Raw genomic sequence first — 12720 nt, forward strand, 5'->3', positions numbered from 1 at the left:
ACGCTGGGCGGGCTGTCGGGACAGGAGGTGCGGGTGCGAACGCGAGCGGCGATCGTGGCATCGGGTGTGGTGGTGGCGGTCCTGGCCCTGCTCGGCGTGTGGTTCGTCGCGAAGCAGTTCGGGCACCAGCTGCAGCTGCCGATGGCCAGCCGGACCTGCACCGTCAAGGCCGACGGCGAGGTCGTGCTCAGCGCCGACCAGATGGCTAACGCGGCCACCATCGCGGCGATCGGCGTGCAGCGGCAGATGCCCGAGCGGGCCGTGGTGGTGGCGCTGGCGACGGCGTACCAGGAGTCGCACCTGCGCAACATCGCGCACGGCGACCGGGACTCGCTCGGCCTGTTCCAGCAGCGCCCGAGCCAGGGCTGGGGCACCCCGGACGAGATCCGCGACCCGCGCTACGCGGCGAAGAAGTTCTACGCCGCGCTGAAGAAGGTCAAGGGCTGGGAGAAGCTGCGGGTCACCGAGGCCGCCCAGCGGGTGCAGCGGTCGGCCTACCCCGAGGCGTACGAGAAGTGGGCGGACGAGTCGCAGGTGCTCACCCGCGCCCTGCTCGGGCAGGCGACCGGAGCGGTGGCCTGCACGGTCGGTCCGACGCCGACGATGCGCGGCCCGGCCGCCGCCACCGCCCTGATGCAGAGCCTGGCCCTGGACTGGGGCCTGCCGGAGCTGGCCTCGGCCACCGACCTGACCGGGCTGACCGTGCCGGCCGCCAACAGCCGCAACGGCTGGCGGTACGCCCACTGGCTGGTCTCGCACGCCGACGACCACGGGGTGAAACGGGTCCGCTTCGGCGGCTTGGAGTGGACGGCCGAGCAGGGCACCTGGGCCAGGGTGAAGGGCGACCCGGCGACGCAGGTGCTGGCCGAGGTCTTCGCCGCGACCTGAGCCGGCCGGTCCCGGTCCGGGCGCGACCGTCAGCCGGCGACGGCGCCGAGCCGGCGGCGGACCTTCTCCCGCACGGAGTCGGGCAGCTCCGGCACGTCGAGCAGGCGGGGCAGCAACTCCGGCTCCAGGGTGGTCGCCCGGAACACCTCGCCGATGGTCACCCCGTGCGCCGGGCGATCGACCACCTCGACCGGGTCGCCGGCGCCCACCTCACCCTCGCGCAGCACCCGCAGGTACGCCCCGGGCACGCCCCGGACGGTGAACCGCTTGATCAGGTCGGGCATGCCCCAGAAGCCGGCGAAGGTGGCGCACGGAGTGCGCGGCTTGGTCACCTGCAGCACGGCGGAACCGACCGCCCAGCGCTCGCCGATCACCGCCCCGGTGACGTCGACCGCCCAGGTGGTGAGGTTCTCGCCGAAGGCGCCCGGCCGCAGCTCCCGGCCCAGCTCGCCGGCCCACCAGCCGGCGTCCTCCTCGGCGTACGCGTAGACCGCCTGGTCCGGGCCGCCGTGGTGGGCCCGCTCGCCGATGAAATCGCCGGTGACGCCGGCGAACCGGATCGCCACCCGACCGTCGACGGGCCGCTTGTCGATGCCGCTGCGACCGCTCTTGTCGCCCGCCCACTCCGCCTCGGTCACCACGCCGAGGTTCACCGCCGCCAGCCTGCCCGTCATGGCGGTCAGCCTAGACGAGTGATTCCCAACTCTGGGTTGGGCGGCGTGGCGGGTTGACCAGCACAAGAAGAGAGGGCATCGATGGTTGTTTGTGAAGACAGACCTCGACACCCTCTTGACCGCACTGTACGTCCTGATCGACGACCACGTCATCCCGCCGCATCGACGTGGGCCGGGCCGACCCAAGCGGCTGTCCGACTCCGAGCTGGTATGCCTGGCTGTGGCCCAGGTGCTGCTGGGTGCCCGCTCGGAGCACCATTGGCTGCGCCTGTGCTACGGCCGGCTCGGGCATCTGTTCCCGTACCTGCCCAAACAACCCGGATACCACAAGCGGGTCAAGGCCGCCGCGCCGCTGATCTGCCGGGCCACGCTGTACCTGGCCACGCTGTGCCCGTCGTGGCGCGACGACCTGCGGTTGCTGGATGCCACCCCGGTCCCGTGCGGCACGTCTCGGCCCACCGTGCAGCGTTCGGCGTTGGCAGAGATCGCCGGGTACGGCTACTGCGCCTCCCATTCGCGCTGGTACTGGGGGTTGAAGCTGTACCTGATGACCACCGCCGAGGGAATGCCGGTGGCGTGGTGCCTGGCCAACCCCAAGATCGGAGAGCGGGAGGTGGCCGAGGAGTTGCTGGCTCACGCCCGCGAACTGGGCTCGCTGTGCAGCGGCATGGTGGTGTTGGCGGACAAGGGCCTGTCCGGCAAGCAGATCGATCGGTACGCCGCCGAGCAGGTCGGGGTGCTGCTGGCCCGCCCGGACCGCAAGGACGAGCAACGCCGCTTCGGCAACCTCGCCGGTGTCCGGCAGTGGATCGAGTCGGTCAACGACACCCTGAAAGGCCAGCTCAACCTGGAAGGACACGGTGGGCGCACCCCGGCCGGAGTGTTCGCGCGCGTCGCGCAGCGGCTCCTCGCGATGGCCGCAGCGATCTGGCACAACTGGCGGACCAACGCACCCGTCAAGCGTTCCTTGATCGCGTACGACCACTGATCAATTCGGAATCACTCGTCTAGGGGGCGCCGCCGGACGCCGGGAAACGGGTTCGTCCGCCGCGGCTCAGCCCTTGACCGCGCCCGAGACCAGGCCGGAGACCATCCGGCGCTGGACCAGCAGGAAGAAGACGATCACCGGCAGGGTGAACAGCGTCGAGGCGGCCATCACCGAGCCCCACGCGGTGTCGTCCCGTCCGAAGAAGAACGTCATGGCGACCGGCAGCGTGTACCTGTGCTGGTCGTTGACGAACGTCAACGCGAAGATCAGCTCGTTCCAGGCGGTGATGAAGGAGAAGATGCTGGTGGCCACCAGGCCGGGGGCGACCAGCGGGAAGAGGACCTTCCGGAAGGTCTGGGCCCGGCTGGCCCCGTCGATCGCCGCCGCCTCCTCCAGCTCCTTGGGCACCGCGGCCACGAAGCCGCGCAGCATCCAGACCGCGAACGGCAGGGAGAAGCCGAGGTAGGTCAGGATCAGGCTGGGCAGGGTGTTGTAGAGCCCGAGCCGCTGGATCATCAGGAACAGCGGGATGACCAGCGCCTCCAGCGGGATCATCTGCACCACCAGCAGCAGGATCAGGAAGGTGGTGCGCAGCTTGAAGCGGAACCGGGCCACCGCGGTCGCCGCGAGCAGCGCGACCAGTCCGCTCAGCACCACGGTGGCCACCGCCACCAGCGCGCTGTTGAGGAAGAAGTCCGTGAAGGTCACGCCCGGGATCAGGTTGCCCGTGAGGATCTCCCGGTAGTGCTCCAGGGTGGGCTCCGCCGGCACCGGGCGCGGCGTGGCCGAGAAGATCTCCCGGTTGGGCTTCAGCGAGGTGGCGACCATCCAGTAGACCGGGAAGGCCGCGAAGAGCGCGACCAGCAGGCCGGCGCCGTTGAGGGCGATCTTCTTCACGACTCGTCCTCCTGCCGGAGCACCATACGGACGTACACGCCGGTCACCACCAGCAGGATCAGGGTGAGAATGACGGCGATGGCGGAGCCCAGGCCGTACTTGGGCGGCGGTGAGAACGCCTCCGCGTAGGAGTAGATCGACAGCATGAACGTCGACCGGTCCTGGGTGCCGCCGGCCAGCACGAACTGCTGGGTGAAGACCTTGAAGTCCCAGATCGTGGAGAGCACCACGAGGATGCCGAAGACCGGCCGCAGCATCGGGAAGGTGACCGACCAGAAGACCTTCCACGGCCCGGCCCCGTCCACCCGGGCGGCCTCCTGGAGCTCGCTCGGCACGCTCTTGAGGCCGGCCAGCACGCTGACCGCGATGAACGGGAACGAGTGCCAGACCACCACCAGGGTCAGGATGCCGAAGAAGAGCAGCGGGTCGTTGAACCACCCGTAGCCGCTCCAGTCACTGCGCCCGAACAGCGCCGTGGAGAGCCCGTCCGGGAGCTTGTTGAACAGCCAGGTGACCAGGCCGCTGGTGTCGTCGAAGATCCACTTCCAGACGATGGTGCCGGTCAGCGCGGGAGTGGCCCAGGCCAGCATCACGCAGCTCGCCACGAAGGTGGCCATCTTCTTCCCGAGCCGGTTGAGCAGCAGCCCGACCAGGGTGCCGAGGATCATGGTGAGCACCACGTTGGCCACGGCGAAGAGCACGGTGTTGCGCAGCACCGTACGGAAGAACGGGTCACCGAGGATCTGCGCGTAGTTGGCCAGGCCCACCCACGGCCACTCGCGGTCCCCCCGTAGCTGCCGGACGCTGTCCAGCTTGTAGAAGGACATCATCACGACCTGGCCGAGCGGCCAGAGCAGCAGCACTCCGATGATGGCCAGGCAGGGCAGGAGCAACAGGTACGGGAGGCGGTCCACGCGGCGGCGCCGCCGCGCGGGGATCTCCCGCGCGGCGGCTTCGCCGGTGGCCTCGGTCAGCGTGGTCACTTGGCGTTGAGGATGCTTTCCATCTCGGTGGCCGCGTCGGCGGTGGCCTTCTCGACCGTCTTCTGGCCCTTGATGACCGAGCTGTTCATGGCCTGGGTCACCGTCTTGGTCCGGCTGACCTCGACCCACTTCGGGGTGAGCGGGGTCAGCTTGGTGTTCTGCATGGCGGTGGCGAACGACGCCATCACCTTGTCGTTGGCGTAGTTGCCGCCGCTGACCAGGTCCTTGTAGACCGGGAAGAAGCCGAGGCTGCTGGCGAACTCCTGGTCCTTCTGCTTGCTGAGCAGCACGGTCATGTAGTCCCAGGCCAGGTCCTGCCGCTTGCTGTCCTTCCAGAGGGCGATGTCGGAACCACCGGCGAAGGCCGGGGCGGCCTTGCCGTCCGGACCGGGGATGGGGAACGTGCCCCACACCTTCTCGATGTCCGGGTTGTCCTTCTTCATCGCGCCGCCCTGCCAGCTACCGGCGAACGCCATGGCGGCCTTGCCGGTGGCGAACTGGGTACGGGCGTCGACCTCGTTCCAGGCGGCGGCGGCCGGCGGGGCCACCTTGTGCACGGTCACCAGGTCGGTCCAGAACTTGACCGCCCGCTGCGCCTCCGGCGTGTTGTAGCCGGACTTCCAGCTGTCGCCGTCCTTGGTGGCGATCTCTCCGCCGGCGGCCCAGAGGAAGGAGTAGAACGGCAGCTCGGAGTTGCCGGGCAGGGCGATGCCGTAGGTGCCCGGCTTCTTGGCCTGGACCGCCTTGGCGGTGGTGACCAGCTCGTCCCAGGTCGTCGGCGGCTTCACGCCCGCCTCGGCGAACCAGTCGGTCCGGTAGTAGATGGCCCGCACGCCGGCGTACCACGGGACGCCGTACTGCTTGCCGTCGAGCTGAGCGTTCTTCACCAGGTCGGGGAGGATGTCCTTCCCCTCGGACCAGCCGTTGAACTTCTCCGTGACGTCGGCGAGGGCCTCCTGCGCCGCCCAGCCCTGGGTCTCGGTGTTGCCCAGCTCGGTGACGTCCGGCCCCTCGCCGCCGGCGAGCGCGGCCTGGAACTTCTTCGGCGCCTCGAGCCAGGGGATGTACTGCACCACGACGTCGGTCTCGGGGTGCTTCTTCTTGAACTCCGCCTCGACGCCGTCGAGGAACTTGGTCTGGGCGTCGCCGCCCTCACCCATCATCCAGACCGTCAGCTTGCTGTTGTCCGCGGCCTTGTCGTCGTCGCCGGAGCCACCGCACCCGGAGAGCACCATCGCGGCCGAGGCCACGATGGCGGTGACCGGGGCCAGCCGCTTCCACCTGTTCACGCCATATCTCCCTCGGGGCCGTTTGGCACTAACCTTCTCCGCCGCACCTTAGTAGGAAAATTTCCTTTACAACAGGGGGTACTCGCGGCGGGTGGCCGTGGCGACGGTATCGCAGCCGCACGCCCGGGCGGCAGGGGTGCCGTCCGGGCAGCTCAGGGCGAGACGAGAGCGGGCGCCCGACCTGTCGGTCGGGCGCCCGCTGGAGCGCTTCAGGGGATGGGGGTCAGTAGCGCGAGACGCCGCGGCGGCGACCCAGGCCGGCCACCAGGGCCACGCCGATGGCGGCGAACAGGACCTGCAGCAGCAGCTCCCGCCAGTCGATGCCGGCAGTGTCGGCGAAGCCCGAGGCCCGGGCGACGATCGTGCCCAGCAGCGCGGCGCCGACGCCGATCAGCATGTGCAGCCACATCGGCATGTTCTGTCGGCCCGGGACGATCAGGCGGCCCAGAGCGCCGACGATCAGACCAACGATGAGCGCGGTGATGATGCCCCAAACGGTGAGCTCCACGGTCGCCCTCCTTCTTCAGAATGAGTCACACGTTGTCGTGTGTTCCGGTCGTGGCCGGTAAGTTCCCGACCCGCCGAAAATCCAAACCGACTCCGGTGACGAATTGCCCCGCACGACTCTGACCTGGGACTTCAGGGTCAGATTCGGGCTCGGGGAAAGGCGGGCTACCGGCCATTGCCGGCTGACCGCGTTCAATGCCCATTCGCCGGCGCGTACGCCAGCGGGCGCCCGACCGGCCGGTCGGGCGCCCGCTGAGGCGCTTGGGGGAAGTGCGTCAGTAGCGCGAGACGCTGCGCCGACGACCCACGCCGGCCACCAGGGCCACGGCGATGGCGGCCAGCACGACCTGCACGAGCAGCTCCATCCAGTCGATGCCGGAGGTCTCGGTCGCGATGCCCAGCGCGCGGGCCAGGACGGTGCCCAGCAGCGCGGCGCCGACGCCGATCAGCATGTGCAGCCACATCGGCATGTTCTGTCGGCCCGGAACGATCAGGCGGCCCAGAGCGCCGACGATCAGACCAACGACGAGCGCGGTGATGATGCCCCAGACGGTCACGGTCAGCTCCTTCTAAGAAGTTTCACACGGTCTGTGTGGTTCCTGTCGTGACCGGTAAGTTCCCGACCCGCTCGAAACCCAAACCGACTCACTCCCCGCACCGCCCGCCGGGACCCCGCGCGTCGGTTCCGGAGTCGCAGGTTGGGGGCGGTGCCGCCCGGGAGGAAAAAAATCTCCGGGGTACGCCAGAACGGCCGGCCCCCGCGGTGGCGCGGGTGCCGGCCGTGGGCGCGGTGGGCTACTTCTTGCCGGCGGGCTTGCCGTCGCCGGAGTCGGAGGAGAGCGCGGCGATGAAGGCCTCCTGGGGGACCTCCACCCGGCCCACCATCTTCATCCGCTTCTTGCCCTCCTTCTGCTTCTCCAGCAGCTTGCGCTTACGGCTGATGTCACCGCCGTAGCACTTGGCGAGCACGTCCTTGCGGATGGCGCGGATGGTCTCCCGGGCGATCACCCGGCTGCCGATGGCGGCCTGGATCGGCACCTCGAACTGCTGGCGCGGGATCAGCGTGCGCAGCTTCGCCGCGATCGTCGTGCCGTAGTTGTACGCCTTGTCCTTGTGCACGATCGCGCTGAACGCGTCCACCGGCTCGCCGTGCAGCAGGATGTCGACCTTGACCAGGTCGGACGCCTGCTCGCCGGAGGGCTCGTAGTCCAGCGAGGCGTAGCCCTTGGTCCGGCTCTTGAGCTGGTCGAAGAAGTCGAAGATGATCTCGGCCAGCGGGAGGGTGTAGCGCAGCTCCACCCGGTCGGCGGAGAGGTAGTCCATGCCGAGCAGGCTCCCCCGGCGGCCCTGGCACAGCTCCATCACCGCGCCGACGTAGTCGTTCGGGGTGAGCACGGTGGCCCGCACCGTCGGCTCGTACACCTCGGCGATCTTGCCGGTCGGGTACTCGCTCGGGTTGGTGACCACGATCTCCAGCCCGTCCTCCTGCATGGCCCGGTAGACCACGTTCGGCGCGGTGGAGATGAGGTCGAGGTTGAACTCCCGCTCCAGCCGCTCCCGGATGATCTCCAGGTGCAGCAGGCCGAGGAAGCCGCAGCGGAAGCCGAAGCCCAGCGCACCCGAGGTCTCCGGCTCGTAGACCAGGGCGGCGTCGTTGAGCTTGAGCTTGTCCAGCGCCTCCCGGAGGTTGGGGTAGTCGGACCCGTCGATCGGGTAGAGGCCCGAGTAGACCATCGGCTTCGGGTCCTTGTAGCCGCCGAGCGCCTCGGTCGCCGGTCGTGCGTTGATGGTGACGGTGTCACCCACCCGGGACTGGCGGACGTCCTTCACGCCGGTGATCAGGTAGCCCACCTCGCCGACGCCGAGCGCGTCGGCCTTTACCATCTCTGGGGAGATGACGCCGATCTCCAGCAGCTCGTGGACGGCGCCGGTGGACATCATCTTGATCCGGTCCCGGGCGCTGATCAGCCCGTCGATCACCCGGACGTAGGTGACCACGCCCCGGTAGACGTCGTAGACCGAGTCGAAGATCATGGCGCGGGCCGGGGCGTCGGCCTGGCCGACCGGCGGCACGAACTGCCGGACGATCTCGTCGAGCAGGTGCGACACGCCCTCGCCGGTCTTGCCGGAGACCCGGATGCAGTCCGCCGGGTCGCCGCCGATCAGGTGGGCCAGCTCCTCGGCGTACTTCTCGGGCTGGGCGGCCGGCAGGTCGATCTTGTTGAGCACCGGGATGATGTGCAGGTCGTTCTCGAGGGCCAGGTAGAGGTTGGCCAGGGTCTGCGCCTCGATGCCCTGGGCGGCGTCGACCAGCAGGATGGCGCCCTCACAGGCCGCCAGGGAGCGGGAGACCTCGTAGGTGAAGTCCACGTGCCCCGGGGTGTCGATCATGTTGAGCACGGCGGTCTCGCCGGCCCGGTCACCCTCGCGGATGGTCCACGGCATCCGGACGGCCTGGCTCTTGATCGTGATGCCGCGCTCGCGCTCGATGTCCATCCGGTCGAGGTACTGGGCGCGCATCTGCCGGGGGTCGACCACGCCGGTGAGCTGCAGCATCCGGTCGGCCAGGGTCGACTTCCCGTGGTCGATGTGGGCGATGATGCAGAAGTTCCTGATGCGCGCCGGGTCGGTGGCACCAGGAGCGTTCGCGCCGGGATCGAGCGTCGGTGGCACAGCTGTCCGTTCTGGTCGGCTGACGTGAGCGGGCCGGCGCGCCGCCGGCCCCCTCTATGCTCCCACGTCGCCCGGGGCGCGCCGGGGCTCCCCCGTCACTCCTCCGGCGTCACTCCTCGGGCGGCTCGACGAAGAGGGCGGCGAGCTTCGGCAGGTGCCGGCGCGCCTCGTCCTCGTCGTCGAAGTCCCAGAAGTCGTTCAGGTCGGGCGTCCGGACCGGGTCCCGGTCGGCCGGCAACTCCGCCGCGGTGGCCTTCCGGTAGGCCGCCCAGGGCACCGTCAGCATGTCCTCGCACGCGAACTCCTCGCCGCTGAGCGCGGCGGCCCGGACCTGCGGCAGCTCGGCCAGCGAGTCCGGGTCGGCGACCGCCCGGGCGAACACCGCCCGGCCCTGGGTCATCAGCCAGCCCCGGAAGTGCTCGAAGCCGTCGGCCGAGGCGCCCCCGTTGATCAGGTAGGCCGCGCCCCAGAGGTCGACCTTGTACGACGCGGCGAGCACCCGCTGCTGGTGGCGGGCGTAGCCGACGATCTCCTCCGGGTCCCGTTCGGCGAGCAGGGCGATCGCACGAGCCGCGACCGCCGCGGGCTCTCCCCCGCCTCCGGCCCGGGCGCTGTCGATCAACTGCCAGAACTCGTCGGTCCTCATGGTCGGCCAGTCTGGCAGAGCACACCGACGTCCCGGTCCCGCCGGGCCGCCCCGGTGGGGCAGCATGGGCCGGTGCGCGCGATCTCGCTGCCCCCGGTCCCCTACGACGCGACGGCCCTCCGCCCCGACTGGGCCGAGCTGCCGCCCGGGCTGCGCGACGCGCTGGCCGCCCGGCTGGGCGGGCACCCGGTGGCGATCCGGCCGGCCGGGGCGGGCTTCACCCGCGGCTTCGCCGCCGTGCTCACCGGCCCCACCGGCGAGCCGGTGTTCCTCAAGGCGGCGGCGCTGGCGGAGCAGCGGCACCTGGTCGACTGGTACGCCCACGAGGCCGCCGTCCTGGCCCGGCTCCCCGCCGGCCTGCCGGCACCCCGTCCGCGCTGGGCGCTCACCGAGGCCGGCTGGTACGCGCTCGCCCTGACCGCGGTCGACGGGCACACGCCCCGGCTGCCCTGGGACCCGGCCGAGCTGGACGCCGCCCTCACCGCGTACGCCGAGGTGGCCGCCGCGCTCGCCGCGCCGCCCGCGGACCTCGGGGCGCTCGGGCTCCCGCGCCTGGCCGACCTGGCCCGCGACGACATCCTCTGGTGGGGCGAGGTGGCCGCCGGCCGCGAACCGGCGCCGGCGCTGCCACCCTGGGCCCCGCTGCCCGAGCTGGCCGCGCTGGAGTCCCGCCTGCCCGGCTACGCCAACGCCGCCCCCGGCCTGGCCCACTGCGACCTGCGGGTGGACAACCTCCTGCTGGACGCCGCCGGCCGGGCCTGGATCTGCGACTGGAACTGGCTCTGCCACGGGCCGGCCTGGTTCGACCTGGTCACCCTGCTGATCACCGGGTACGCCAGCGGCCTCGACGCGGACGCCGCCTTCGCCGGCCACCCGGCCGCCGCCGACGCCCCCGCCGACGCGCTGGACGTGACCCTCGCCGCACTCTCCGGTTACTTCCTCACCAGCGCCGCCGCCGGCCCGTCGACGGCCTCCCCGCACATCCGCGCCCACCAACGCTGGAGCGGCGAGCAGGCCCTGTCCTGGCTCGCCACCCGTCAGGGCTGGGCGTAACTCGTCCTGCGGCCGCACTCCTACTTCCCGGGCCTGCCTCATACCGCTTGGCGGGTCGGCGGCTGAGGCGTTTTGGCTCGTCCCGGGGCGACCTGGTAACCTGGCTTTTCGCGCGGCGATGACGCATGTCCGTCGTGCGCGAAAGCAGACCAACCCGAGCTATCAAGACGAGGCTGTCGCGTGGCGAACATCAAGTCCCAGATCAAGCGCAACCGGCAGAACGAGAAGCGCCGGCTGCGTAACAAGTCGGTCAAGTCGTCGCTGAAGACCGCCATCCGGAAGTTCAACGAGGCTGCCGAGGCGGGCGACGCCGAGAAGGCCACCACCCTGATGCGTGAGGCCACCCGCAAGCTGGACAAGGCTGCCAGCAAGGGTGTCATCCACGCCAACCAGGCGGCCAACCGGAAGTCGGCGATCGCCAAGCGCATCGCCTCGTTCTCGGCCTGACGAGCGCCCTCAGACCTACCGGAAGCCCCGGGGTACCGCCCTGGGGCTTCCGGCTGTCTGCGTTTCCGCGCAGCGCTGCGGCGTTCGGATCGCGCTGAGGCCCCGCCACTGGTCCCCGGTCCAGTCACTCGGCGAGCATCTGGTCCCGGCCTGGTCGCCCGACCCGATCAGCGGCTGACCGCCGGTCGCTCGATCCGATCAGCCGAAGGGATCGTGCCGCGGCCGGTCCGGCCGGCGCGCACCCTCGGCGGGATGGCCGGGCGGGTCGGTGGGACGGGCGGCCGGGATCGTCGGGTCGCCGGCCAGGGCCACCCCGCCCGGCAGCGCCCGGGCCGTGGACGGCACGCTGGCCCGGCCGACCACCGGCTCCATCTGCCGGCGGAAGCGGTCCCGCTCCTGCTCCGGCACCTGCGCCGCGCTGCGGATCACCACCTCGGCGACCATGTCGTTGAGCTTCACCATGGACGCCACCGCCGCCGGCAGCACCAGCACCGCCCACCAGGTCACCAGCTCGGCGAGGGCGAGCAGCACGGCCAGCGCCACCGCACCCTCGAAGAAGAGAAAGCAGAGCACCCCGCCCGGGTTGACGAAGCGCAGCCCGAGGACCCGGGCGTAGAGCGGCCGGTACCGATCCTCGTCCGTCGGGACGGTCGACCACCTTCGGGTCACCGGCCGCCACCCTGCCGCGCCGCGGCCACCGAGAACACCGCCCGCTCCAGCGCGTACGCCCGGTCGTCGGCGCCGCCCTTGACCGCGGCGTTGCACTCGGCGGCCGCCCGCATGGCCTCCACCAGGCCCTCGGGCGTCCAGCCCCGGCTCTGCCGCTGGGCCCGCTCGATCTTCCACGCCGGCATGCCCAGGCTGCTCGCCAGCTGGTAAGGGCTGCCCCGCCCGGCCGACGCGACCCGGGCCACGGTCCGCACCCCGTCGGCCAGCGCGTCGGCGATCGGCACCGGGTCGACACCGACGTGCAGGGCCCAGCGCAGTGCCTCCAGGGCGCCGGGGACGTCGCCGACCATGGTCGCGTCGGCCACGGTGAAGCCGGTCACCTCGGCCCGGCCCCGGTAGTAACGGGCTACCGTGTCCGCCCCGATCCGTCCGTCGGTGTCCGCGAGGAGCTGCGAGCAGGCGGCGGCCAGCTCCCGCATGTCGTTGCCGACCGCGGCGACCAGAGCCTCGGCCGCATCCGGGGTGCACTTCCCTCCGTTGCGGCGGATCTCGTCCCGGACGAAGGCCGCCCGCTCCCGGTCCCCCTTGAGCTTCGCCGCCGGCACCACGGTCGCGCCCGCGGCCCGCAGCCCGTCGGCGAACGCCTTGCCCTTGGCCCCGCCCAGGTGCAGCACCACGAGCTGCACCTCCGGGTCCGGGTTCTTCGCGTATCCCAGCAACGCGGTGACCAGGTCCTTGCGGGCGTCCTGGCCGGAGCGGAGCACGAGCACCCGGCGCCCGCCGAACAGCGACGGGCTGAGCATCTCGGCGATCTCCCCCACCGCCAGCGAACCGGCCTGGTATTCCCGGACGTCAACGTCGGGGTCGACGCTGCGGGCCCGGGCGACGGCTTCGGAGACGGCTCGCGTGGCGAGCAGTTCCTCGTCGCCGAGAACGAGCAGAATAGGGGGCAGGCTGGCGGGGGTCACGTCGCCCATATTCGCACGGCCTCCGACCGGATCGTGCC

At 71.0% G+C, this 12720-nt stretch carries 14 protein-coding genes; 4 read left to right on the forward strand and 10 right to left on the reverse strand.

The genetic code is table 11. From position 1 onward, the window contains the following. Positions 1-27: 27 nt before the first annotated feature. Positions 28-888: a hypothetical protein gene (locus AC0OLQ_RS29075; protein WP_357341486.1), complete on the forward strand. Its 861-nt coding sequence runs from the start codon at positions 28-30 to the stop codon at positions 886-888. Positions 889-917: 29 nt separating this feature from the next. Here the strand turns inward: AC0OLQ_RS29075 and AC0OLQ_RS29080 are convergent, their stop codons facing one another. Next, entirely contained in the window at positions 918-1562 is a 645-nt protein-coding gene (locus AC0OLQ_RS29080; RefSeq protein ID WP_484528890.1) for an MOSC domain-containing protein, read from the reverse strand. A gap of 91 nt (positions 1563-1653) precedes the next feature. On the opposite strand from AC0OLQ_RS29080, the gene AC0OLQ_RS29085 reads away from it, so the two are divergent. After that, complete coding sequence (locus tag AC0OLQ_RS29085; RefSeq protein WP_484532264.1) at positions 1654-2550, forward strand: IS982 family transposase; 897 nt, start codon at positions 1654-1656, stop codon at positions 2548-2550. A 66-nt stretch (positions 2551-2616) separates the two neighbouring features. Here AC0OLQ_RS29085 and AC0OLQ_RS29090 read toward each other — a convergent pair whose 3' ends face one another. From AC0OLQ_RS29090 to AC0OLQ_RS29120, 7 genes are all read right to left on the reverse strand, one after another. Beyond that, positions 2617-3447 carry a carbohydrate ABC transporter permease gene (locus AC0OLQ_RS29090; protein WP_357341488.1) on the reverse strand — a complete coding sequence of 277 codons (831 nt, stop codon included), beginning with the start codon at positions 3445-3447 and terminating at the stop codon, positions 2617-2619. Beyond that, on the reverse strand, positions 3444-4430 hold the full coding sequence (locus AC0OLQ_RS29095; protein ID WP_357341489.1) for a carbohydrate ABC transporter permease: 987 nt from the start codon (positions 4428-4430) through the stop codon (positions 3444-3446). The genes AC0OLQ_RS29090 and AC0OLQ_RS29095 overlap by 4 nt, the downstream gene beginning before the upstream one ends. Further along, positions 4427-5719, reverse strand: a complete 1293-nt coding sequence (locus AC0OLQ_RS29100) for a sugar ABC transporter substrate-binding protein (protein WP_484528891.1) — start codon at positions 5717-5719, stop codon at positions 4427-4429. Before AC0OLQ_RS29100 ends, AC0OLQ_RS29095 begins: the two co-directional genes overlap by 4 nt. Positions 5720-5942: 223 nt before the next feature. Then, positions 5943-6227 carry a GlsB/YeaQ/YmgE family stress response membrane protein gene (locus tag AC0OLQ_RS29105; protein WP_357341491.1) on the reverse strand — a complete coding sequence of 95 codons (285 nt, stop codon included), beginning with the start codon at positions 6225-6227 and terminating at the stop codon, positions 5943-5945. A gap of 274 nt (positions 6228-6501) precedes the next feature. Beyond that, positions 6502-6789: a GlsB/YeaQ/YmgE family stress response membrane protein gene (locus AC0OLQ_RS29110; RefSeq protein ID WP_357341551.1), complete on the reverse strand. Its 288-nt coding sequence runs from the start codon at positions 6787-6789 to the stop codon at positions 6502-6504. A gap of 232 nt (positions 6790-7021) precedes the next feature. Continuing rightward, positions 7022-8899, reverse strand: a complete 1878-nt coding sequence (gene lepA / locus AC0OLQ_RS29115; RefSeq protein ID WP_357341492.1) for a translation elongation factor 4 — start codon at positions 8897-8899, stop codon at positions 7022-7024. A 109-nt stretch (positions 8900-9008) separates the two neighbouring features. Beyond that, the gene (locus AC0OLQ_RS29120) at positions 9009-9545 is read right to left on the reverse strand and encodes a DUF4240 domain-containing protein (RefSeq protein ID WP_484528892.1); all 537 of its coding nucleotides are present in this window, start codon (positions 9543-9545) and stop codon (positions 9009-9011) included. A 72-nt stretch (positions 9546-9617) separates the two neighbouring features. On the opposite strand from AC0OLQ_RS29120, the gene AC0OLQ_RS29125 reads away from it, so the two are divergent. Then, the gene (locus AC0OLQ_RS29125; RefSeq protein ID WP_484528893.1) at positions 9618-10598 is read left to right on the forward strand and encodes a phosphotransferase; all 981 of its coding nucleotides are present in this window, start codon (positions 9618-9620) and stop codon (positions 10596-10598) included. A 180-nt stretch (positions 10599-10778) separates the two neighbouring features. After that, positions 10779-11045: a 30S ribosomal protein S20 gene (gene rpsT / locus AC0OLQ_RS29130; protein ID WP_357341495.1), complete on the forward strand. Its 267-nt coding sequence runs from the start codon at positions 10779-10781 to the stop codon at positions 11043-11045. Positions 11046-11243: 198 nt separating this feature from the next. Here the strand turns inward: rpsT and AC0OLQ_RS29135 are convergent, their stop codons facing one another. Together AC0OLQ_RS29135 and holA are read right to left on the reverse strand one after the other, a co-directional pair. Next, entirely contained in the window at positions 11244-11714 is a 471-nt protein-coding gene (locus tag AC0OLQ_RS29135; RefSeq protein WP_484528894.1) for a hypothetical protein, read from the reverse strand. Beyond that, positions 11711-12691, reverse strand: a complete 981-nt coding sequence (holA, locus tag AC0OLQ_RS29140; RefSeq protein WP_484528895.1) for a DNA polymerase III subunit delta — start codon at positions 12689-12691, stop codon at positions 11711-11713. Before holA ends, AC0OLQ_RS29135 begins: the two co-directional genes overlap by 4 nt. Positions 12692-12720 lie beyond the last annotated feature (29 nt).

Source organism: Micromonospora sp. Utrum1, from assembly GCF_057197805.1.